Source organism: Opitutus terrae PB90-1 (assembly GCF_000019965.1).
Taxonomy (GTDB): Bacteria; Verrucomicrobiota; Verrucomicrobiia; order Opitutales; family Opitutaceae; genus Opitutus; species Opitutus terrae.
In genome coordinates, this window is sequence record NC_010571.1 from 1048809 (window position 1) to 1071612 (window position 22804).

14 protein-coding genes are annotated in these 22804 nt (G+C 65.4%); 5 read left to right on the plus strand and 9 right to left on the minus strand.

Going from position 1 to position 22804, the window contains the following annotated elements:
* Positions 1 to 90 precede the first annotated feature (90 nt).
* Together OTER_RS04310 and OTER_RS04315 are read right to left on the minus strand one after the other, a co-directional pair.
* Complete coding sequence (locus tag OTER_RS04310; protein WP_237702440.1) at positions 91 to 4719, minus strand: immunoglobulin domain-containing protein; 4629 nt, start codon at positions 4717 to 4719, stop codon at positions 91 to 93.
* A gap of 308 nt (positions 4720 to 5027) precedes the next feature.
* A complete protein-coding gene (locus OTER_RS04315) occupies positions 5028 to 6500 on the minus strand; it encodes a class I SAM-dependent RNA methyltransferase (protein WP_044892143.1) in 1473 nt (490 codons plus the stop codon).
* A 75-nt stretch (positions 6501 to 6575) separates the two neighbouring features.
* Between OTER_RS04315 and OTER_RS04320 the strand changes: the two genes are divergently transcribed.
* Entirely contained in the window at positions 6576 to 7466 is an 891-nt protein-coding gene (locus tag OTER_RS04320) for a TrmH family RNA methyltransferase (RefSeq protein ID WP_012373682.1), read from the plus strand.
* Between the two features lie 24 nt (positions 7467 to 7490).
* On the opposite strand, the gene OTER_RS04325 is transcribed toward OTER_RS04320, so the two are convergent.
* From OTER_RS04325 to OTER_RS04340, 4 genes are all read right to left on the minus strand, one after another.
* Complete coding sequence (locus OTER_RS04325; RefSeq protein ID WP_012373683.1) at positions 7491 to 8543, minus strand: NAD-dependent epimerase/dehydratase family protein; 1053 nt, start codon at positions 8541 to 8543, stop codon at positions 7491 to 7493.
* Positions 8544 to 8689: 146 nt separating this feature from the next.
* Entirely contained in the window at positions 8690 to 10411 is a 1722-nt protein-coding gene (locus OTER_RS04330) for a fatty acid CoA ligase family protein (protein ID WP_044891561.1), read from the minus strand.
* Between the two features lie 118 nt (positions 10412 to 10529).
* Complete coding sequence (locus OTER_RS04335) at positions 10530 to 11654, minus strand: ribonuclease D (protein ID WP_237702443.1); 1125 nt, start codon at positions 11652 to 11654, stop codon at positions 10530 to 10532.
* 64 nt (positions 11655 to 11718) lie between these two features.
* A complete protein-coding gene (locus OTER_RS04340; RefSeq protein WP_044891562.1) occupies positions 11719 to 12582 on the minus strand; it encodes a histone deacetylase family protein in 864 nt (287 codons plus the stop codon).
* A gap of 94 nt (positions 12583 to 12676) precedes the next feature.
* Between OTER_RS04340 and queC the strand changes: the two genes are divergently transcribed.
* The 3 genes from queC to OTER_RS23675 all read left to right on the plus strand — a co-directional run bounded on the left by queC (position 12677) and on the right by OTER_RS23675 (position 14816).
* On the plus strand, positions 12677 to 13369 hold the full coding sequence (queC, locus tag OTER_RS04345) for a 7-cyano-7-deazaguanine synthase QueC (RefSeq protein ID WP_044892144.1): 693 nt from the start codon (positions 12677 to 12679) through the stop codon (positions 13367 to 13369).
* A 72-nt stretch (positions 13370 to 13441) separates the two neighbouring features.
* On the plus strand, positions 13442 to 14137 hold the full coding sequence (locus OTER_RS04350; protein WP_012373688.1) for a 7-carboxy-7-deazaguanine synthase QueE: 696 nt from the start codon (positions 13442 to 13444) through the stop codon (positions 14135 to 14137).
* Entirely contained in the window at positions 14115 to 14816 is a 702-nt protein-coding gene (locus OTER_RS23675) for an exopolysaccharide biosynthesis protein (protein ID WP_012373689.1), read from the plus strand. The genes OTER_RS04350 and OTER_RS23675 overlap by 23 nt, the downstream gene beginning before the upstream one ends.
* Positions 14817 to 14851: 35 nt before the next feature.
* On the opposite strand, the gene OTER_RS04360 is transcribed toward OTER_RS23675, so the two are convergent.
* From OTER_RS04360 to OTER_RS04370, 3 genes are all read right to left on the minus strand, one after another.
* Positions 14852 to 16177, minus strand: coding sequence for an MFS transporter (locus OTER_RS04360; protein WP_012373690.1), 1326 nt, complete (start codon positions 16175 to 16177; stop codon positions 14852 to 14854).
* 13 nt (positions 16178 to 16190) lie between these two features.
* A complete protein-coding gene (malQ, locus tag OTER_RS04365; RefSeq protein WP_012373691.1) occupies positions 16191 to 17759 on the minus strand; it encodes a 4-alpha-glucanotransferase in 1569 nt (522 codons plus the stop codon).
* 201 nt (positions 17760 to 17960) lie between these two features.
* Positions 17961 to 20678: a TonB-dependent receptor gene (locus tag OTER_RS04370; protein ID WP_158305356.1), complete on the minus strand. Its 2718-nt coding sequence runs from the start codon at positions 20676 to 20678 to the stop codon at positions 17961 to 17963.
* A 436-nt stretch (positions 20679 to 21114) separates the two neighbouring features.
* Between OTER_RS04370 and OTER_RS04375 the strand changes: the two genes are divergently transcribed.
* Positions 21115 to 22791, plus strand: a complete 1677-nt coding sequence (locus tag OTER_RS04375; protein WP_012373693.1) for an alpha-amylase family glycosyl hydrolase — start codon at positions 21115 to 21117, stop codon at positions 22789 to 22791.
* Positions 22792 to 22804 lie beyond the last annotated feature (13 nt).

Below are 22804 nucleotides of genomic sequence, written 5' to 3' on the forward strand. Positions count from 1 at the left end.
TGTACACGATCGCGCGGGCAGGCCAAGCCTTTTGCCAGAATTTGGCCGTTAGCCTTGAGGCAGTCGTTGGGGCGAGCCGCGGCAACTCCGCTACGGGCCGGGGTTGACGACGATCGCGGCGGTCACGTCCACGCCCGCTTGTTCGAGTCGGGCCTTGTTTTGTTGCGCGGGGAACAACATCCCGTGCGATGTCGTGCCGGCAGCGAACTTGAGCCGGGTGAGGCCGCTGACTTGCACGGGCCGATTGTTCGACTGTGCCAAATCGCCGCCATTGATGAGGGTCTCGCCGCCCGCGGAGCCGAGCATCAGGACGGCGGATGCATCGTCGAATGCATTGATATCGCCGACATAGACCGGCCCGTTGAAATGCACCCCCGGCGCATAGACGCCGGTCCATCCGCGCGTGGCGAAAAAGTTGGCGTTGGCGCAGCGCAGTCCGCCGAACTTGCCGTCGTTGCTCAGAATCGCGATGTAAGCCAGATCGGCCAGCCCATCGTAGCTCACGTCGTCGCGGAACAGTCCCTGATTGACTGCGTTTGCCCGGCCCACGCTGAAGACAGACACGTGGGTGGTCTCGTTGGCGCCGGCGATGACGATTCCCGCATGCCCCTTCATGTAGCGAATGCCTGGTTGGATATAGTTCAACGGCTCAGCGGGGCCCGACGAGCCGGTGAGCACGAGCGAAAGCGTGCCGGCCCCGGACAACTCCACCTGCACGATGTCGTTGTCCAGATCCACGTAAGACATGCGCGCGACCTGCCCGGCGTCCGCCGAGATGCTCGCCGCTACACCATCCAGGCGGATCTGATCGAAGACACGACCGTTTGCGTGGACGATGTTCGTCCCGATCTCAACGCCGGCGCCGGCGACCTTGGTGGTGATTGCCAGGCCGACGATCGCGACTGTTGTTGAGGCGCTCGATTTGAAATCCGTTGCCGCTGCGGCATACAAACCGACCTCACTGGGTTGCACCGCTTCCAGCACCAACAACGGGCCCGTGGTTCCGGGGAGGACGGCCCCGTTGCGGATCCACTGGTAGGCGACGTCGCCAGCGTTGCCGAATTCCGTCGCCGAAAGTGCCACGGGGCTGCCGGGAGCCGCAACTTGCGACTGCGGCTGGGTGAGAATACTCATGCGGCCGGTGCTCGAGCCCGCCACCGAAAGATCCTCGTGGAGCACCGTGAAGATCGGGGTTCCTTGCGCCGTGGTGATCGCCACCAGTCGCGCATCGGAGAGCCGCAACAAGCGCACCGGCCGGCCGGAAACGGCCGTGCGCCGGGTCTGTAGGTAGCTCGTGCGCGCCCACCGCTGGATCTCGGTTCGTCCGCCCAGCTCGCGCATCGTGTAGAGCGCGCCGGGGAGCCAGACGGCATCGTTCACGTCATTGGCCAGCGCGCCAATCGGTCGCACTGAGAGATCAACGATCCGCCCGTTGCCGGTGACGGCCAAGTTGTTTTCGGCGTCGATGCGCAACGGCGGATACGCCGTGCCATATCCACCCGCATTGGGGTAGTTGGTTGAAATCGCTCCACTGGGGGCGACGGTAACATACGTGGTTCCGTCGGACCGGCTGCCGGCAAAAAGCCGGCCCGTGGCCGGATGCCATGCGAGGTAATCGCCATAGATGGTCTGCCATGCCACGTGACGAATGGACCCATCGGTCGCCAGCATGAGATGCCCCCCACCCGTCCGGACGACCGGCATGTCGTTCAGGTCAAGCACCTGGGCGATGGGAGCGGGAGAGTTTCCAATCTGCACCTCGCCCACGGTGCTCGCCTGCAGCGACAGCGCGGCGAGGCGACCGTTGGGATAGCCGAGCAGGACACGCGACTGGCCCGGCTGACTGAAGGCAGTGAGCGGGGCGGCTGGAAGCGGGATGGTCGGGAGGAAGGACTGGGTCACGGCGGACCATCGCACGAAGCTCTGCAGGGAACGACTGAAGACGTTGACGACGCCTTCACTGCCCACGAAGGCGTCGTCCACGGAATAGCGTCCGGTGGGCAGATTAGTCGTGCCGCGTGCTTGCAAGGCGGCAAAGGCCGTACGCGAGATCTTTTTTGGAGTAGAGGACGAGCCACTCGAAGTGGTATCGAATACATACGCGATGTCTCCGCGGATGAAGAGGCGCAGACCGTAAACTCCGGCATCGGCGCGGGCGGTTTCAAAGAACGTCGATCGGTCCACCATCGTGAGTGTCCGGCCGCGCAAACACACCGGAGTTCCATCCGCAAAGAAGCCCAGGTCGGAAAACGAATCTCCCAGGCAGCGCAGGTAGCTCATGTCCGCCGTACGGCTGACCACGCCGGAAGAGGAGGCCACCCACTGCTCGTCCGGTGAAACGTAGACGCGCAAGCCGACTGGCAGTGTTCCGCCGCTGGATGGCTTCTTCACCTCAGTGATCGCGCCATCTTCGGCGACGGCGTAACACTCTGGTTGCCCGCTGGCGTAGATGTATCCGGACGCGAAGAGCTTCCCGCTCTTGGCGGCCCACACGACATTACCGAGGTCATTGAGCGCGACCACGCTGCCGATCTCGAGCGAGCTTCGGCGGACCTTCCCGTAACCGGCCAGTCCGATGGTGTAGTAATAGACCCAGTCGCCGACTGTGAAGAGATGGGCGATGTCGGTCGGGGCATTGGTGATGACGGTTTCGCTGCCCAGATCCAGGGGGCGCCGGGTCAGAATGCGGCCATATGCGATGTAGATGCCGTCCGGTGCCGGGACGAACGCGGTCGGGGCCACTGCTTGCGTCAAAGAGACCGATGGCAGCCATCTCTCCTGCTTCAGGTCATAACGATCGATTCGCGACGGTGCCGCCGTTAGGAAATAGACAATGTCTCCAGCGGCGACGGCATCGACCCACGGCGTCGTGCGCTGGATCGCATGCTCCTCCTGGCCAAGCACGATCGGAGGCGAAGTGACCACGGCAGCGGCGTTAGAGATGGTAACAGTATAGACGCCGTAATCCGTGGGCGCAACATGACCAAACTCCAGAGCCGAATAGACGCCCCCTGCGACCGGCTGGCCGTCTTTTGACCACTGATATGTTAGAGGCCCGGCGCTCTTGATGCCCCAGACGTCGAGTCGAGCGCTGTCCCCCGGGGACGCGTAGATCCGGCTGGCAGGCCAATGCGTGATACTCGGAGGCGCCGGGGGGAGGACCGTGAGCAGCGCCGGCGCGCTGATGACGGTACCGGCTTCGCCCGTGATCGCGACGGAATAGTAGCCGGCATCCGATGCGGTCACCGCGTTGATGCCGTAGGAGCTGTAGATCGCGCCAGAGATCGGCACGCCATTCTTCCGCCACACCATCGTGCGGTCTCCGGCCCCGGCGGAGGTGGCGGCAACCGAGAAGTCCACTTGGGCTCCCGCGGAGACCTGCTGCGACACCGGCTGCGTCTGTATCTCCGGAAGCACAGCCGGGTTTACGACAATCTTAGCAGTCGCACTAGTGATCGAGCCCCCGGCATTCGTGACCACAACCGTGTAGTCGCCGCTGTCGGCGGGCAGGGCGGTGTAGATCCCGAAATAGGACTGATTGGCCCCCGGAATATCGGCTCCGTTTTTCCGCCACTGGAAGCGAAGCGGCGTGGACCCCGTTACCGTCACCGAGAGGTTTACGCTGGCCTTGTAGTTCACCGTGGCCGCCTCAGGCGGGCGCGTGATGGAGGGACGGATGGCGGGACTGACGGCGATCGCGGCGCTGTTGCTGTCGCACGGGCCCGCGGGATTGGTGACGCGCACGGTGTAACTGCCGGCATCGATTTGCCGCAACGCCGTGAGCCGCAGACTGCTCAAGGTCGCGTCGGATATCGGAACACCGTCTTTGAACCATTGAAAACTGAACGGCGGGCTGCCGGCCACCTCGACACTCAGGTAGGCGTCCTGGCCCTCCACGATTGCGACACCCTGCGGCTGACGAACGAACGACACCGGGGTCGGCGGATTCACAACCAACGCCGCCTCCCGGCTGGTGACGGAGCCGGCCGGATTGGTGACGACAACGGAATAGTTACCGGCATCCTCCAGCCTGGTCGTGGCAATCGAGAAGGAAGATTGGGTGGCGCCGTCGATCGGGAGTCCCTCTTTGCGCCACTGGTAGGTGTAGGGATAGGAACCGTTGGTGATGTAGACGGAAAAGGTGACCGATCCTCCCGCGGTCACCGTGGCCGGATAGGGCGCAGAGCTGGACAGCACCAGCGGCACCGCCGCATTGACCGTAAGCGAGGCATCCGCGCTGGTTGCCGAGCCGAGGGAGTTTGTGATGACCACCGAATATGTCCCCGCATCGGTGGCCGTGAGAGCGGCGAATTGCAGTGTCTCACCGGTTGCACCCGGGATGGGCGCTCCATTCTTGCGCCACTCGAACGATCGGGGATAACTGCCAGTCGCGCGGCAGCCGAATGAGGCTGGCTGTCCAACATACCTGACGAGACTCCGTGGTGATTCGAGGATGTAGGGCGCCGCTGCCGGTTTGACGGATAGAGACGTGCTCGCAGTGCTGGACCCGCCGGGATTCGTCACCGTGACAGTGTAGGAGCCGGCATCCATCGCGCCCGCGGCCGCAATCACATGAGAAGCGGCATTGACGCCCGCGAGGATCGCGTCGCCCTTGCGCCATTCGTACGACTGCCCCTCGCCGGAGCCGCTAAATACCACAGTCAAAACCACCCGCTGGCCGAGTTCGACTTCCCCACCGCCGCTGATCCCCTGAAGCACGGGAGCGGCGGCCAAAGCCTGGACCAAACCGTGATTGCCTGTCGCCCGCGCTGAGGACGGCGGCGAAACGCTCGGGACCTGTTCCGAACCAGTAGTCAACGCGGTTGGTGCCGCGGCCACGACGTGCACCCCAAGACAGCTGATGGCCAAGGCTAGGACGTTGATCGCCGCTCCCAGGTCGGCACGCGTAGGCATGTACTCCGATACCGTCAGGATACATATGCGACAAGCTTGGGCGCGCCAATCACCGGCTTTATTAGGCGATTACAGGAGGCGCGTAAGCTCAACAACCGCCCGGCGGGGGCGGTTTACCCGCGTGCCCGTCGCAGCGTGATCACGCATTCGAGGTGGCGCGTCTGGGGGAACAGGTCGAACGGCTGGACGGCAATGAGTTCGTAGCCCGCGGCGAGGAAGTCGCGGAGGTCGCGCATCTGCGTGGCCGGATCGCAGGAGACGTAAACGACGGCCCGCGGTCCGAACGCGAAGAGCTGCTGCAGAAACTCACGATCGCAGCCTTTGCGTGGCGGATCGATCACCACGACCGACTCCGCCGCGGGAAACGCAAGCCCCGCAAAGATCGCGGCGGCGTCGGCGGCAAGGAAAGAGGCGTTGGTGATGCCGTTCGCTGCCGCGTTCTCGCGGGCGAACCGGACCGAACTCTCGCTGATCTCGACGCCGGCCACACGTTCGAAGGCCGATGCCGACGCGAGGGCGAAAAGCCCGCTGCCGCAATAGGCATCCACCAGAAAGCGCGCGCCACTCGCCGCCGCCTGTTCGCGCACGTAGCTCGTAAACGCCGGCAGAATGAACGGATTGTTCTGAAAGAAGTCCCGTGCGAGGAAGTGGAGTCGCAGCGGCGCGCCGGCACGGTTGGATGGAGCCGGGCTCGTTAAGCCCGGTTTTTCGGCTCCGGCGTCATCGAGGCCGACTACACCAATCTCCTCCGTCACCACCGCGTCGTAGTCCGTGGTGACGCGGCCGCCCGCATCGCGCAGCAGCAGCGTCGCGCCGCGCGTGTAGCGATCGCGCTGCGTCCGCAGCTCCGCCCGGACCTCCGCGAGCCGGGTGTTGATCGCGTCGGTGGCAATCGGACAGCGGGGCACGTCGATGATGTCGAATCGCGTGCCCTGCCGGAGAAAACCGATCGGCCAATCCGGCACAGCGGCGGAACTCGCGCGCGCTTCGCCCGGCCCATCCGGCGTCGACACGGCTGCCGGCACCGATGACTCTTGCGCCGCGGGCGTGGAACCGGCGGCGATCGTGCGTGCGGCCTTCGGCGCGGCGAAATGCGGCGTGATTTTCGAGCGGTAGCCATACTCCCGGGGTGACGGGATCACCGGCGATACCGCGAACTCAACGCCGCCAAGGTGCTGCAGGAGCTCGGCAACTTGACGGCGTTTCCACGCGAGCTGCTCGGCGTAGGCCAGGTGCTGGTATTGGCAACCGCCACAGCGCCCGAAGAGCGGACAGCCAGGCATGACCCGGTGCGGCGACGGTGTGAGCACCGACACGAGATCGGCCTCGGAGAAATTCTTGTGGTTGCGAAACACCCGCGCGCGCACGCGTTCGCCGGGGAGCGTGAAGGGGACCATCACCACCCAACCGGCAACCGGTTGGGCGGTGAGTTGAGAGCCGAGAGTTGAGAGTTGAGAGCCGGTCAGCGGCACGCGGCCGAGGCCGGAACCGAGGTTCGTGAGCGTGGAGATCTCGAGTTCGATCTCCTGATGGTAGGCGAATGGCTGGTCGTTGAAGGCTCTTTTTTTCTTACCCACGAAACACACCAAACACACGAAGGGGGAGGAAACGAGAGGGATTTTCGTTCGTGTGTTTCGTGTGTTTCGTGGTCTTCTCCCTCCGTGACCGTCGAGAAGATCTCCAGTTTGCAGAATCCGCGCGTGAAGCAGCTCGTGAAGCTGCGTGATCGCCGGCCACGCGACGAAGCGGGCGTGTTCCTGATCGAGGGGTTTCGCGAGATCCGGCGGGCTTTGGAAAAGCGCGTGCCGCTGCGGGAGCTCTACTACGCGCCGGAGTGGTTTTTGGGCGAAAACGAGCCCGCGCTGATCGCCCAGGCCGAAGCCGCGGGCGCGCAGCTGTTCGAACTCACCAAATCGGCGTTCGCCAAAGTTGCTTATCGCGAGCGGCCGGACGGGCTGCTGGCGGTCGCGCCGCAGTGGAAACGGACGCTGCAAGACCTGGACAAGATTGTAGCCGGGTCCGGTGGGCCCGGCAGGCCGGGGTCGACGACCCCGGCTACAACGAGCGCGGTAGGAGCGGGCGCCCCCGACCTACAACGCGCGCCGTTCATTCTCGTGGTCGAAGCGATCGAGAAGCCCGGCAACCTCGGCACCATCCTGCGCAGCGCGGACGCGGCCGGCTGCGACGCCGTGATCGTATGCGATCCGGTCACGGATATTTTCAATCCGAACGTGGTGCGCGCGTCGACCGGCGTTCTTTTCTCGGTGCCACTGGTGGTGGCCGAGAGCGCGCCCGTCCTGGCCTGGCTGCGAGCTCAGGGCGTACGGACCATCGCCACGACCCCGGCGGCGGAAAAGCTCTACACCGATGCCGATCTGCGCGGGCCGCTCGCGATCGTGATGGGCAGCGAGCAATACGGATTGAGCGAGTTCTGGCTGAAAAACTGCGACCTGCCGGTGCGGATTCCGATGGCGGGTCAGGCGGACTCGTTGAACGTCGCGATGGCCACGATCATCACGCTCTTCGAAGCCGTGCGGCAGCGGGCGTGGTAGCCACGTGGAGAAAGAAACGGCAGGTTAAGGATAACCCGCCCTACCTTTCAGATTCGCAATCAATTCGGCGGTCCCTTCCGCCATGCTGATCCGCGGCACATAGCCGAGATCGCGCCGCGCAGCGGTGATATCGAACCAGTGATCCTTCGCCAGCTCGGCGGCAACGAAGCGCGTCATCGGCGGCTCGCCGCGCAGCGGCAGCACCCGCCACGCGGCTTCGCACACCGCACCGAGGGTTTGTGCAGCGCCGAGGGAAATGCTTCGGGTTACGGGTCTCTCGCCGAGCGCCGCGAGCAGGCCGTTGATCCAGTCCCAGAGCACGACCGGCTCGCCGTTGGTGATGAAAAAGGCTTTGCCGGCGGCCGCCGGCGGCGCCGGTTGAGAATTGGGAGCTGCAAGTTGAGAGCCGGCCAGCGCGGCCTCGGCAAGCAGGTGGGCGTCGACTGCGTTGGCGACGTGAACCATGTCGACCCGGTTGCGGCCGGAGCCGACGATGCGCAGCCGGCCGGCGCGTGCGCGGGCGAGCAGCCGCGGCACGAGATGCGGATCGCCCACGCCCCAAATCAAATGCGGCCGCAAGGCGATCGTCCGCAATGCCTCGGAGTTCGCGGCGAGCACCTCGCGTTCGGCAATGGCCTTGGTGAGCGGATACGCGGCCGGGCAGGCGGTCGTCAGCGGCAGCGATTCGTCGGCGCCAGCAAGATCGCGACCGTTGTAGACGACGCTGGGCGTGCTGGTAAAAACGAGACGGCGGACGCCGTGCTGGCGGCAGCCGGCGAGAAGTGCGCGGGTGCCGAGCACGTTCGTGCGAAAAAAATCGGCGTAAGGTCCCCACACCCCGACGCGGGCCGCGACGTGAAAAACGGTCTCCACACCCGCGCAAGCGGCTTCCACGGCCGGCGCCTCGTCCAGGGAAGCACGAATGAAATGCACGCCGCGCGCGACCAGAGCGGGCTGCTCGTGTCGCGCCAGCACGGTGACGGAGCGACCGCCGGCGACGAGCCGCTCGACGAGCGCACGGCCGAGAAAGCCGGTGCCGCCGGTGACGAGGACAGAGGAAGATCCCACGAAGCACACAAATCACACGAAAGCGCCGTCGAGGGAATCTGTTTTTGCGGAGACATCGCGGTCGCTCACGCAGGGGCGATGCGACCGCGCAGGCGTGGTTCACGGCGGCGACGGCGCGCCATTCTACCCTCCGATCGCCGGCTGCAATCGCCCGGCTACCGTTTTGGATCGCTCAGATAGCCGTGAGCGGTGGCCGCCCAGCGGGCGAGCGCGAGTCGATGGATCTTCGCGTTGTGCCGCACATCCACCGGAAAGCGCGGGCGAAAATAGAACACGTTGATCGATTCGGTGTGCGAATGTGCGCGGGCGAGTTCGCGCAGTTCGTGCGCAAGGGCGCGGCGTTCGTGCGAGTTCCTGGTGTTCACCTCAACGACAAGGGCGGGGCGTTGATGCCCGCGTTCGCCAAAGCCGATCAAGGCGCAGCGGTGCACCCGCGGATGGGAGCGAAACACACGCTCGCACGGCTCGGTGAACAGCGGACCATGTGCGGTCTCGACGCGTTCGGCCTTGCGGCCACAGAACCAAAGTCGGCCCTGAGGATCGAGATAACCGCAATCCCCCATCCGATGAAAAACGGCCGGCGCGCCGTCGGGCTGAACGGCCGCAATTTTCGCCGCCGCGGTGGCGACGGGGTTGTCCGCGTAGGCGCGCGTGACCGTCGGCCCGGAAACGATGATCTCGCCGATCCGGCCGGGAGGGAGTTCACGCGCGTCGGTCAGCGAGGCGATCGGCGTGTCGGTCAATGCGATGATCTTCACCTGAGCTCCGCCGACCGGACGGCCGACGCAAGCGCCTTCAGCCACGCGAGCTGCGGACACGGCGGCGTGTGCGTCGAGGACGAGAATTTCGTCGGACGACACGGATGACACGGGCAGCACTTCGGTCGCGCCGTAGGGGCTGTGTAATCGGCCGTTCGGCATCCACTCACGCGAGCTGCTCCAGAGCTCCGTGGGAACGGGCGCGCCGGCGCAGAGTACGCGGCGAAGACCAGGCAGGGAAATCCGGTGCGTGAGGCAATGTTGGCCGATTTTTTTCCACAGCGTGGGCGAACCAAACGAGTTCGTGACGCCCTCCTGCCGGATTGCTTGCACGATCCGGGCGGGATCCATCGCTGCCGGGCGCCGCGGATCGATCTCCGGCACGATCGTGGTGAGCCCGAGCGCGGGATTGAACAAGGCGAAGATGGGCAAAAGCGGCAGATCGATTTCGCCGGGTTCGATGGCGTAGGTGTCGCGAATGATTCCGACCTGCGCTTCGAACATGCCGTGCTCGTAGCAGACGCCTTTCGGTGCCCCGGTGGATCCGGAGGTGAACAGGATCGCGGCGAGATCCGTGGGGGCGCTTTGCGCCGGTTGAGAGTTGAGAGGGGGAGGTTGAGAGTTGAAAGTTGAGGGTTGAGAGTTGGGAGAGGAGAGTCGGGCGGTCAGCGTATTGGATGCGGGGACGCGGGCCGCGACGCTGCGGAATGCTCGCGGGAACAGCCGGCTGACCACACGGGCGAGCGGGATGCCGACGAGCGCGCGGGGGCGGGAGCGTTGCACGCAACCGAGAAAGCTGCGCAAGCCCATACCGGGATCGATGACCACCGGCACGGCGCCGACCTGAAAAAGCGCGAACGTCGACGCGATCAAGGGCAGCCCTTGGCGCACCATGACCAGGGTGCGATCACCCGGCCGCACGCCGGCCGAGATGATTCGCGTCGCCCACGCGTCGACTTCGGTTGCGAGCTCAGCGAAAGTCAGCGCGAGATAATCGATGTCGCCGGCACGGGTGCGCCCCCGCGGGACCTTGAGCGCCATCCGGGTGGGCTGACGCGCGGCCATGAGCGACAGGTGGCGCGCGATGTTGGCGTTGGCCTCGGGCGGAAGCGGAGACACGACGGAAGAGGTTCGCGGAGGACACGGTCGAGGCCAAACGAAAACGGGGGCGTAGTCGGCCTGACTGCGCTACATTGCTGCAATAGGGCGAAGACGGGAGACCGCGCCCTACACCGGCTCAGCTCGCCTTGAACGAAGGCTGGTCACGGAGCAGCTCGGCCTGCCAGGGGAGCAGCAGGTCGTCGAGCCGGTCGGGCGCTCGCGCGATCTGCGCGAGCTGGGAACGGTTGGCGATCAGCGTGGGCTCGAGCTGGAGCTTGGCTGCGATGCGGTCGCGGTCGTCCTTGATCCGATCGAGCCGCTCGATCTCGGCTTGCGTGAGCGCAACGTGATTCGGATCGCGGCCGCGGCGGCGCGGAAGCGTTTTCGGATCGCGGGCGAGCCCGGCGTGCACGGCGGCGGTCAGCGACGGCAACAGCCGGTCGTGACGGCGGCCGAGGTGAACGCTCGCGAGAATCGCCGCTTCGGCGTCGCCGTTTTCGGCAGCCTGCGCGAGCCGTAGGAGCAGGTCAGCGCTGCAGACCTTGAACGGCGGTACGTCGAGCCGCTGCGCGGTTTGCTCGCGCCAGTGCCACACCGCGTGCAACACACCGAGCCCGGGGCCGCGCAGTTTTTCGCTGCGGCCGATCCGCCAGTCGTTTTCGTCGGGTGGCGCAAATCCGATCGAGCCGGCTTCAATCTGCGCCCGGCACTGTTGGCGAAGCCACTCGATCCGGCCGAGCTTCGTGAGCTCGCGGGTGAGGATGTCGCGCAGCGCCGGCAGGTGGAACACGTCGAGCGCCGCGTAATCGAGCATCTTTTTCGTGAGCGGCCGCTTCGACCAGTTGGCCTTCTGCGACTCCTTCGAGAGCTTCACGCCGAAGTGATCCTCGAGCAGCGAGGCCAGCCCGATGCGCGGCCGGTTGATCAGCTGGGCCGCCAGCATCGTGTCGAAGATGCTTTTCGGTCGGAACCGGCAAAAATCATGCAACAACCGCAGATCGAAATCGCTGCCGTGCATGATCAGGTTTTTTTCGGCCAGCCGCGCCCACAGCCCTTCGAACGGCAGCGGTGCGAGGACGTCCACGAGGAAGATCTCCCTGCCGACCAGGAACTGGAGCAGGCAGACCCGGGTGCGGTAATGGAACATGTTGTCCGCCTCCGTATCCAGCGCGACCTCGTCGACGCGATCGAGGGCCGCCAGCAAAGGCGCCAGCTGGCCGGGTTGGTCAATGAGGACGTATTCGGGCGGTCGGGAGGTCACTTTGACTCCAAATAAGCGGCGGACGGGGAGCGGCAAGAAACGAGAAATCATGCAGAAAACCGAGTCATTTCTCCCACGCGGAGAGGAACTCGTCCACCAACAAAGGCAGGTCGTTACTATACCCACCTTCCAGCAATCCTGCGGCGGGACGGCCGGTTTCCCGGAGCCAGCGGCCGAGCGTGCCGAAATCCTCCACCTCCAACGTCATGGCGGTGATCGGGTCGCGAGCGTAGGCGTCGAAACCCGCGGACACGAGGATCAGGTCGGGCGCGAATTCGATGATGCGGTCGAGGGAGGCCCGCAATGCCGCCAGGTGTTCCGGCCGCGGTGTGCGCGGCCGGACGGGCCAGTTGCTGCAATTGTCGAACGACTGGGCGCCGGTGTAAGGATAGCCGGGGAGTTGATGAACCGAGGTAAACAGGATGTTGCTGCGACCGTGCAGGATGGCTTCGGTGCCGTTGCCGTGGTGCGCGTCGAAATCCCACACGGCGACACGCTGAGTTCCGAGTCGCTGCTGCGCATGCAGCGCGGCGATGGCGACTTGGTTGAGGTAGCAGAACCCCATGGCCCGATCCGCCGTGGCGTGATGCCCGGGCGGACGCATCAAGGAGAAAGCGGGAACTCGCGAGCTTACCGCCAGTTCTGCGGCGGCGATCGCGGCACTTACCGCCCGGCGCGCATGCTCGTGGATGCCGGGGAAATAAGGCGTGTCTTCGTCGAAGTCCGGTCCGTGGCCGATTCGTTTGAGGTGCGCGGGGGTGTGTGCCAGCAGCAGCGGTTCGTCCGACGCGGGCGGTGGAGGTAGCCGCCATTCCCAGTCCGGATGGCGGGTTTTCAAGTGCGCGCTCGTTTTCGTCGCCCGGGCAGGCTGCTCCGGGCGCATCGACGACCCATAATCAGCGCAGCGCGGATCATGGAAAATGAGCATGCTTCATGGCCGCAAAATCTCGGGCACGGTGCAAGTGCCCAGACGGGGATTTTATCTTTTGCGCTTTTGCGGCCCGTCTGCGGCACTGGTGGGCATGAGGGTTGTGGTGCTTTGCTCGGGCGGAATGGATTCGGTGACGGCGCTGTACTGGGCGGCGCGCGAGCACCACGTGTCCGCCGTGGTGAGTTTCGACTACGGCTCAAAGCACAATCCGAAGGAGCTGCCGTTCGCGGCGGAACATGCGGCGAGGCTCGGTGCGCGACACGAGGTCATCCACCTCGATTTTGTGAACCGGTTGTTCGCGTCGGCGTTGCTGCAGCGGGGCGGCGCGATTCCCGACGGCCACTACGAGGCGGAGAACATGAAGCAGACGGTGGTGCCGTTCCGCAACGCGATCCTGCTCTCGATCGCGTGCGGATTGGCTGAGAGCGTGGGCGCGGAGGGACTCGTGATCGCGGCGCACGGAGGCGACCACGCGATCTACCCGGATTGTCGCGAGGAGTTCATGCGGGCGATGGGTGAAGCGATGGCGCTCGGGACGTATGCAGGCATCCGGCTGTTGCGGCCGTTCATCGCGAAGAACAAAGCCCAGATCGCCGCCGAAGGGGCGCGGCTGGGCGTGGACTTCGCGCGCACGTGGTCGTGCTACAAGGGCGGCCCGGTGCATTGCGGGACGTGCGGCACGTGCGTGGAGCGGCGTGAGGCGTTCGCGGAGGCCGGGCTGGCCGATCCGACGGTGTACGCGTCGCAACCGACGCTGCCGGAACGACCAAAGGAGGTTGATTAAGAGAGCGGGAAAGAGCACGACCGGTTTTCGGTTCGTGCTCTTTGTCGGGCTCACTATCGTTCTCTCGTTCCGATGCTGATCTCCGAGATCTTTTATTCGTTACAGGGCGAAGGGCTGCTGACGGGCGTGCCCTCGGTGTTCGTGCGCACCAGCGGCTGCAATCTGCGCTGCAACTGGTGCGACACGCCCTACGCCTCGTGGAATCCGGAGGGCAAGCCGTGGCGGATCGAGCAGATCGTGCGCGAAGTCCAGAGCCATCCGACGGCGCGGCACGTGGTGTTGACCGGCGGCGAGCCGATGATCGCCAAGGAGATCGCCGAGCTCGCGGCGCAGCTGAAGGGCCTGCACTACCACATCACGATCGAGACGGCCGCGACCGTGGCACCGGAGGGAATCGCGTGCGATCTCGCTTCGCTTTCGCCCAAGTTGCTCAACTCCGCGCCGGATGCCCGGCTCGGTGTCGCGTGGCGGCGGAAACACGAGGCGCTGCGCTGGCAACCGGCGGTGGTGCGGGCGTGGGTCGATGCTTATCCTTACCAGTTGAAGTTCGTCGTGGCGCGGCCGGAAGACGTGGAGGAGATCGAGACCATGCTCGGTGCGTTGGAGCGCGAGATCCCGCGGCACCGGGTGTTGTTGATGCCGGAGGGAACGACCGTCGAGGCGATCCGGACCAAGTCCGGATGGCTGGGGGAGACGTGCAAGGCGCGCGGTTTCCGCTACGCTCATCGGCTCCATCTCGAACTTTATGGCAACCAACGCGGCACCTGAACCTGCCGGCTCCTCGCACCGGCCGCCGGGCCTGTCGGCGCAGGCGCTGGTGGTGCAGCCCGGACCGCCGCGCAAGCTATCGGAGGACCTGACCGTGCTCCTGCGCGAATTCGAGGTCGAGACGGTGACGTTGCGCGAGGTGATGGCCGTGATGCACGGCCGCGGCTACCTGCTCCTCGTCATCCTGCTGGCGTTGCCCTTCGCGACGCCGATTCCATTGCCGGGACTTTCCACGCCGTTCGGTTCGATCATCGCGCTGCTCGGCACGCGGCTGGCGTTGGGGAAGAAGCCATGGCTGCCGGCGAAGCTGCTCGACGTGCGGCTGGCTCCGCGGCTGTTCGCGAAGGTGTTTGCGGCGGCACGGGCAATTCTGCGGGGATTCGAATATTTCCTGCGGCCACGGCTACCTGCGTTCACGGCCACCGCGATCGCGCAGCAGTTGCACGCCGTCTCGATCCTTTTCGCCGCGCTGCTGCTCCTGCTGCCGCTGCCCCTGCCGTTCAGCAATACATTGCCGGCGTTCAGCATCCTTTTCCTGGCGGCGGGGCTGGTCGAGCGGGACGGCGTTTTCCTGCTCGCGGGTCACATCGCATTGGTGCTGGCGCTCGCCTACATCATCCTCGCCGGCATCGCCGGCGTGGAGGGAGTGGAGGCGATCTGGCACTGGTTGCGCGGGTGAAGGGTCGCGCATTCGCACCGCGCCAAACCGCGCGGCTAAGCGTCCGCCGGGACCGGCACATGATCCGGCGGCACGAGCGAGAGCGCGAGCGCGGCGATCACCAACGACGCGCCACCGAGCAGGACGGCATAGAGCGCCTGACCGCCGAAGCCATGCGCAACGACGAAGCCGAGCCCCGCCGAGGCGACGATCTGCGGCAGGACAATGAAGAAATTGAATACCCCCATGTAGAATCCCATCCGGGCCGGAGGAATCACGTTGGCGAGCAGCGCGTAGGGCATCGACAGGATGCTCGCCCAACCGATGCCGACGCCCAGCATCGAGATCAGGAGCAGCGTGGGATGTTGCCAAACGCCCACGGCCAGCAACCCGAGGGCGGCCGCAGTCAGGCAGGCGCGGTGAATGGCGCGCGCCGAGTAGCGGCGGGCGAGCGGGATCAGCGCGAAGGAAAAAGCGAACGCGACGCCGTTGTAGGTCGCGAAGCAGACACCGCCCCACTCCACCCCGCGCTGGTATTCCGGCGAACCCGGCGTGCCGCCGAAGAGACTGCGTGCGATGGCCGGCGCGAAGTAGATCCACAGGCAGAACAATCCGAGCCAGGTGAAAAACTGCACGACGGCGAGGCGCCGCATGATCGGCGGCGTGTCGCGCAAGCCGCGGAAAATTTCCACGACCGCATGCCAGGCGCCAGCGCTGGCGGCTTTCTCCCGTTCGAACGCGGCGAGATCCGCCGGTGGATGCTCCGGCGTGGTGAGCACCGTATAGAGTACCGCGGTGATGAACACGACCGCGCCGATGTAGAACGACACGTGCACGACCAGCGGGATTGGCGAGTCGGCGCTCGCGGTGCCGGGCGCCATCCCGAAGACGTTCGTGAGCAGCCAGGGCAGCGCGGACGAAAGGATCGCGCCCAGCCCGATCAGGAGGCTTTGCATTGCGAAGCCGACCTTGCGTTGCTCTGGCGGCAGCAGATCGCCAACGAAGGCGCGGAACGGCTCCATGCTGATGTTCACCGAAGCGTCGAGCACCCAGAGCAGGCCGGCGGCCATCCAGAGCGTCGACGAGTTCGGCATCGCGAGCAGCGCGAAGCTGGCGAGAATGGCGCCGACGAGAAAATATGGCCGGCGGCGGCCGAGCCGCGTCCAGGTGCGGTCGCTATAGTAGCCGACGATCGGCTGCACGATGAGCCCGGTGACCGGCGCGGCGAGCCAGAGGAGCGGAATCTCACTCTCGCTGGCGCCGAGATACTGGTAGATGGCGCTCATGTTCGCCATCTGCAGCCCCCAGCCAAACTGGATACCGAGGAAGCCGAAACTCATCTTGATGATTTCGGCGAGCGCCAGCGGACGTCGGGCGATCATGGCGTGAAAGCGATCAGGCGCGAGGTGGTTCGCTGTAGTCGCGCAACTCGTGGTCGCCGGTGCGATCGTAGAGCTCGATCCAGTGGCGCAGCGTGGCGCGCTTGCCTTTGGCGAGCCGTGTCAACTGCTCCCGAGTGAAGCGCCACTGCCAGTTGCCGACCGTGGTGCCGGGCCGGTTCAACACCGCGTCGGCGCCGAGATCCAGCAGGTCTTGCATGGGAATGACCGCGAGCCGCGAGACCGTGGCGAGCGCGGCGCGAATCATCGGCCACGACGAGCGCGAGCTGCCGAGCTTGAAGTAATCGTTCACGAGCGCGCGATATTCCGGCGCGAGCGATTCCAGCCAGCCGCGAAGGGTGTTGTTGTCGTGCGTGCCGGTGTAGGCGACGCTGTTGAGCGGATAGTGATGCGGCAGGTTGACGTTGTTGGCGTCGTGTCCGTAGGCGAACTGCAGCACTTTCATACCGGGCAATCCCGTCGCCCGCCGCAGCTGCACCACGTCGGGTCCGATGTAGCCGAGATCCTCGGCGATGATGCGGGCCGTCGGCAGCGCGGCTTCGATGGCCTGGAAAAACGGCAGCCCCGGGCCGCGTTGCCACTGTCCGGAGCGAGCGTCCATCGCGTCCGCGGGGATTTCCCAGTAGCTGTCGAACCCGCGGAAGTGATCGAGCCGGATGACGTCGTAGAGGTCGAACGCCGCGCGCAGCCGGTCGATCCACCACGCGTAGCCGGTGGCCGCGAGGTGCTTCCAGTCGTAGAGTGGATTGCCCCACAATTGCCCGTAGGCGGAGTAATAGTCCGGGGGCACGCCGGCGACGGCGAGCGGCGCACCCCGCTCGTCGAGCCGGAAAACCGCGCGATGCTGCCAGGTGTCCGCGCTGTCGAGGGCGACGAAAATCGGCACATCGCCAATGATGCCGACGCCGCGGGCTTCCGCGTGACGCCGCAGACGTTCCCATTGCGCAAAGAAAACGTATTGGTAAAACACATGCCGCTCGGCGTTGCGCCGTACGTCCGCGGGTAGTGTGTCGTGGAGCTCCGGCGTCCAGGCGCGCACGGGTTCGGGCCAGGTCATCCAGGCTTCGCCGCCGAAGTGATCCTTGAGCGCCATGAAATCGGCGAACGATTCGAGCCAGCCAGCGTGTTGCCGGCGAAAATCCGCGAGCGGGCCGAATCCCGGCAGCCGGTCGGCGCCACTGGCCGCAAACCGGTCGGCGGCTTGCGCGAGCACTGGCCAGAAGGTGCGATACAGCGCGCCGTAATCGACGCGTCGCGCGGGCAGCCGGCGCAACTCCGCGAGCTCGGTGCGTTCGATCAACCCGGCCTGCTCGAGCTCGCCGAGGTCGATGAAGTACGGATTGCCGGCAGCGCTGGAGAAAAGCTGGTAAGGCGAGTCGCCGTAGCCCGTCGGTCCGATGGGGCAGATCTGCCAGTAGCGCACGCGTGCTTCGGCGAGGAAATCGACGAACTCCCGTGCACCCGGACCCAGGTTACCGATGCCATACAATCCCGGCAGGCTCGAGACGTGCGCCAGCACGCCGGAGCTGCGGGTCGTGAGCCAGGTGGGCAAGGGAGAATCCATGGAGGAGGGGCGGGAGGGAAACGGTGGAGAATCCGGTGCCGGCGGCGGTTCCGCCGTCAGCCCGCTCGATCGGCGCCTGGACGGCACCTGCTCAAAGTCCCCGGCGAGCAGGTCCGTGTCGGCAGCTCCTGCGAGTCCGGTGGAGGCATCGGACTCGACCGATCGAGAGGCTGGTTTCAAGCGAACAGACTCCGGTGGGCGTCAGAACTTGTAGGATACGCCGGCGGAATACCAGGCGCCATAGTTCTGATAATCCACCACGAGCCGCGGATCCTCGCCGGCCCGGGTGACGAGCGGCTCGTTCGTGAGGTTGTAGCCCTGCACGATAATCGAGAGACCCTTGAGCGGACCGGAGCGGAACTCGTAGCTCACCTGCGCGTCGACCACCTGTTCCTGGTCGATGATGCGGAAATTTTCGTTACGCGGACCGAACGTGTCGATGTTGCCGCGATACGCCGAACGATAGCGTTCGCTGATGCGGGCGGAGAAGCCGGCGCGCTCGTAGTAGAAGGTCAGGCTGGCGACCTTGAGCGAAAGGCCGGGGATGCTCGTGGAGCCGGAGCCCGGGCCATTCGGTTCGATGTCGCTGTCGGTATAGGCGCCGCCCAGCACGATGCCGAAGCCCGGGAGCGACGAGGTGATCAGTTCGCTCGGGAGCGAGAGCGTGGCCTCGAGGCCGCTAAGCTTGCCACCCTGGCCGTTGGTCGGGCGCGTGAGCCGTCCCTGATTGATCGCGGGCGGCGTGCCGGTGACGAACCCAGCGTAGGGCGAGAAGTCCATGATTGAGACCTGATCATAGGTGTAGGTCCGCAGATCCTTGTAGAAGCTCGCGAGCGAGAAGTAGCCCATGTTGTCGCGGAAGTAGTGCTCGAATGAGAGGTCGATGGAGTCCGCGCGCCACGGCTTCAGCGCGGGATTGCCGCCCGTGGCCGACCAGGCGCTGTTGTAAGGATCAGTCGAGTTGGCGAGGGAGGAGTTGTAGCCGACCTCCAACCCCGAACGCATGTTCGACATGCGCTGACGGGCCAGCTGCCGCGCCACGCCCAGTCGAAGCACGTCGCGCGACGTGAGCTTCAGGTTGAGGTTCAGGCTCGGGACGAAGTCGTAGTAGTCCGTGCCGCCAGAAATCGGCTGGTAATGGGCGCCGGTGCCGGTGCCGGTGGCGGCGAGTCCGGACGAGTTCTGGTCGCTGTGGATCAGCTGGAAACCGACGTTGCCCGTGAGTTGTTTCGAGGCGAGGCGGCTGTCGATGTCGAACTGCACGAAGCCGATGGAGATCTGCTCCTCGACTTCCCAGTCGCGCGAGATGACATCGGCGTTGGGATTGCGCATCAGCACGAACGTATTGCTGTGCAGCGCCGCGAGCGGATCGTAGCTGGCCATGCCGCTGATGCCGATGAAACTCAAGTCAGTGATGCCGACAGACGGCGGGAGGGGCGCGCTGGTCGCGCCGTTCGGGAGCGCGAGGTAGTAGCCGTCTTCGGTCTCGGACTTGGTGCGATTCGCGAAGCTGAAGCCGACGTTCACCTTGCTGAACCAGCGTTCCAGCGCGTGTGACGCCGTGAGTTTTGCCTGGCTGAGCTCGTCCTCTGCGGTCGGATTCTTAAGGTAACCGACCTGCCCACCGGGCACAACGTTGCTGCCCCAGCCTTGCGGGCTGCTGAGACGAACGAGATCGCGATTGGTGTAGTCGAGCGTCGGTGTGAACACGGCACCGCGGCCCGAGCCAAGCGTCACGCGCATCGTGTCGGGCGTGCCCACCTGGTTTTGGCCGGTGCCGGAATTGGTCTCGAGGACCGTGTCTTTGCGTTCGATCTTTGAGTAGCTGAGGTCGGCCACGGTGGTCCAGCCACTGCCATCACCGAAGGTGAGATTCCAGCCAGCGGCCCAGACGTCGTCGTCGCGGAAGACGATGTCGTTGCGCACCACGCCGAAGATGTTGGCGAAGGTGGCGTCCGTCACGACGCCGTCGTCGACGGTATAGCCGGGCTGCAGCTGGGCGGAGCTCCACTGCAGCGGAATCTCGATGCCGCGCAGGAGCTGGGTCTCCTCGAATTTCGAGTAGTAGAGGTCGAGCGTGGTGTGGAAGCTGTCGCTCGGCCGGTACTCGATTACGCCCATGTAGCCGTCGCGCTTGAGTTCGCTCGAACGCACGAACGGCTTGGCGCCGCCGATCACGAACGAACCGTCGCTCAACGTGGGATAGCCCCAGGCCTGCCACTGTTCGCCCTGGCCCGGCTTGTCGGCGCTCGAGAAGCCGAAGGCGACGCCGAGTTTGCCGTCCTGAAACTGATCAATGTAGGACAGCGTGTAGCGATAACCGTCCTTCTTGGAACCGGCGTTGAGCTCATCCAGCTCGGTCCACTCATAAAACGCATTCGCGACGATCGAGCGGCGGCCCTGGCTGAGCGGGCGAACCGTGCGGAGATCAATCGTACCGGCTAGACCCTGGCCAATGAGGGAGGCGTTGGTGGTCTTGTAAACGATCGCGCCGCTCAGTAGCTCGGCGGGATACTGGTCGAACTCGACCGCGCGATTGCTGCTGGTGGAAACCTGTTCACGGCCGTTGAGCAGGCCGGTGGTGAAGTCGGCGGTCAAACCGCGGATGGCGATCGCCTGGCTGCGGCCGTTGAGCCGCTGGGTGGCGAGACCGGTCACGCGCGCCAGCGAGTCGGCGATACTGATGTCGGGCAGCTTGCCGATGTCCTCGGCGGCGATGACTTCGGCGATACCGGGGAGCGTCTGCTTGACCTCAGCCGCCGCCGCGAGGCTGCCGCTGAATCCGCCGGTGACCGTGTACTTGTCGAGCAGGACGACTTGGTCCGAATCGGCACTGGCAGGCTGCGGTTGCCCGGCCGGCGCCGGGGCGGGAGCGTCCTGGGCGATCGCGGACAACGCGAACGCGAGAGGCAGAAGCACAATCCCAGCGCGGAGAGATTTCGCGCGGGACGAGAGGAGCTTTGGGTTCGGAGACATGGGGATCGTGAGCCGTTGGGAGTGCCGGGGCCGCCGAAGCAGCCAGGCCGGCCGTCGTTTCAAGTTCGTAGTTTGTTGGGTGAAGGGGCGGTCGAAAAACGCCCCGGGGTGTGAACCTCAACGTGAGTCGCTTCGTGTCACCGCGCCACGCGAGACTCCGACAGAGAACCGAGATGGACCGGAAAAAACTTTGATTTTGGGCGGCGTGAACCCAGCGCGAGGTCTCGAAACGGCGCGGCGGTTCGAGGAATCGCAGGGCGCGCGGTGGCGCGGTTCGCACGAGCGGCGAAGTTTTGTCCGGCGCGCCTATGAATTGTCCGCGGGGGAGTTTTTGACCCGCGTTTGTCACGCGCCAAGCTGACCGTCAGCCTTGCTCACCATGCCCCCACCCTTTTTCGCGCGGCGTCGATTTCTGCTCTGTTTTCTCGCGTTGGTTGCCCTGGCCGGTTCGTGGCTGCGGGCGGCGGCACTCGCCGACGGTGGCTTGCCGCCGGATTGGTGGCGCGATGCGGTGTTCTACGAGATCTTCGTGCGCTCGTTTGCCGATGCCCGCAGCGGACCGCTCGCGAACGATGGGATCGGCGATTTCCAGGGCTTGATCGACAAGCTCGACTACCTCAACGACGGCCAGGGCGCCGCGGGAAAGTCGCTCGGCGTGACAGCGCTCTGGCTGATGCCGATTCATCCTTCGCCGAGCTATCACGGCTATGACGTGAGCGACTATTTCGCCGTGAATCCGGAGTTCGGTGACATGGAACTTTTCAAACGTTTCCTCGCGGAGGCGCATCGCCGCGGGATTCGCGTGATCATCGACTTCGTGCCGAACCACGCATCGTCGCAGCATCCGCTTTTCCAACAGGCGCTGAAAGAATCCGCCGATGGCGACACGCGAAAGCTGTTTCGTTTCGCTGAGGTGCCGCCCGAGCTGTTTGGTCCGTGGGATCAGCGCGCGTGGCATCCCGCGGGGTCGCCGGAGCGGGGGTTTTACTACGGCGTGTTTTCGTCGGAGATGCCGGACTGGAATTTCAACGATCCGCGCGTGACCGAGCACCACCGTCGCGCCGCGGAGTTCTGGCTGAAAGACGTGGGCGTCGACGGGCTGCGGCTGGATGCCGTGCGTTACCTGCTTGAGGTGGGCGAGCAGCTGCAGGACACGACGGAGACGCGGGAATGGCTGCGGGAGTTCACCGAGTTTTGCCACAGGGTGAAGCCGGGCTCCTTCATCATCGGCGAGAACACCGCGCGGATGACCGAGGTGGCGCGGGCGATCCGCGGCGGGGCGCTCGACAGCGCGTTCGAGTTTGACCTCGCCCGGGCCACGATCGAGTCGGTGCGGCTGCACACGCCCGGAATCCTGACGAAGGCGTTGGCGCGACTCGACGCGTTGTATGCGGGCGACAGCCCCTGGGCCACGCTGCTGACGAACCACGACCAGGAGCGGGCGCGCACGCAGCTCGACGGGAACGAGGCGTTGACGCGGCTCGCGACCAAGGTGCTTTTCACACTGCCGGGCGTGCCGTTCCTCTACTACGGCGAGGAGTTGGGGATGCAGGCCGCGAAACCGGATCCCGAGCTGCGCACGCCGATGCCGTGGACGGCGGAATCACCGAACGCGGGGTTTGCCGCCGCGGGCGTGCGCGCATGGAAGGCGCCAAAGCCGGACTATCCCGAGGTCAACGTCGCGGCCCAGCGCGATGCATCCGACTCGTTGCTGAATCTCTATCGGCGGTTGATCCGGCTCAACGAGAGTTCGGTAGCGCTGCGACATGGCCGCCCGGTACCGATCGTGGCCGACAGCGCCCGGCTCTATGTACAGATGCGGGAGACCGCCGACGAGGCGGTGGTGATCGTGGGCAACTTCGGCGCGGAACCCGTCGCCGGTCCGAAGCTGACGGTGGAGCGCAGCGTATTGCGAAGTGGGTGGCAGTTGAGCGAGGAGCTGGAACGCACGACGGTCGCCGCGCCCGAGATCAACGCGACCGGCGGATTCGAAGGTTGGCGTCCGTTGCCGGAACTCGCGCCACAGTCAGTCTACGTGCTGCGCTGGCGCCGGTGAGCGCGCGCACGAA

What these genes read in the sequence shown, in the direction of transcription:
- OTER_RS04375 (WP_012373693.1), top strand. Translation starts at nt 21,115, where the DNA reads ATGCCCCCACCCTTTTTCGCGCGGCGTCGATTTCTGCTCTGTTTTCTC.
- OTER_RS04360 (WP_012373690.1), bottom strand. Translation starts at nt 16,177, where the DNA reads ATGATCGCCCGACGTCCGCTGGCGCTCGCCGAAATCATCAAGATGAGT.
- queC (WP_044892144.1), top strand. Translation starts at nt 12,677, where the DNA reads ATGAGGGTTGTGGTGCTTTGCTCGGGCGGAATGGATTCGGTGACGGCG.
- OTER_RS04350 (WP_012373688.1), top strand. Translation starts at nt 13,442, where the DNA reads ATGCTGATCTCCGAGATCTTTTATTCGTTACAGGGCGAAGGGCTGCTG.
- OTER_RS23675 (WP_012373689.1), top strand. Translation starts at nt 14,115, where the DNA reads ATGGCAACCAACGCGGCACCTGAACCTGCCGGCTCCTCGCACCGGCCG.
- OTER_RS04340 (WP_044891562.1), bottom strand. Translation starts at nt 12,582, where the DNA reads ATGCTCATTTTCCATGATCCGCGCTGCGCTGATTATGGGTCGTCGATG.
- malQ (WP_012373691.1), bottom strand. Translation starts at nt 17,759, where the DNA reads ATGGATTCTCCCTTGCCCACCTGGCTCACGACCCGCAGCTCCGGCGTG.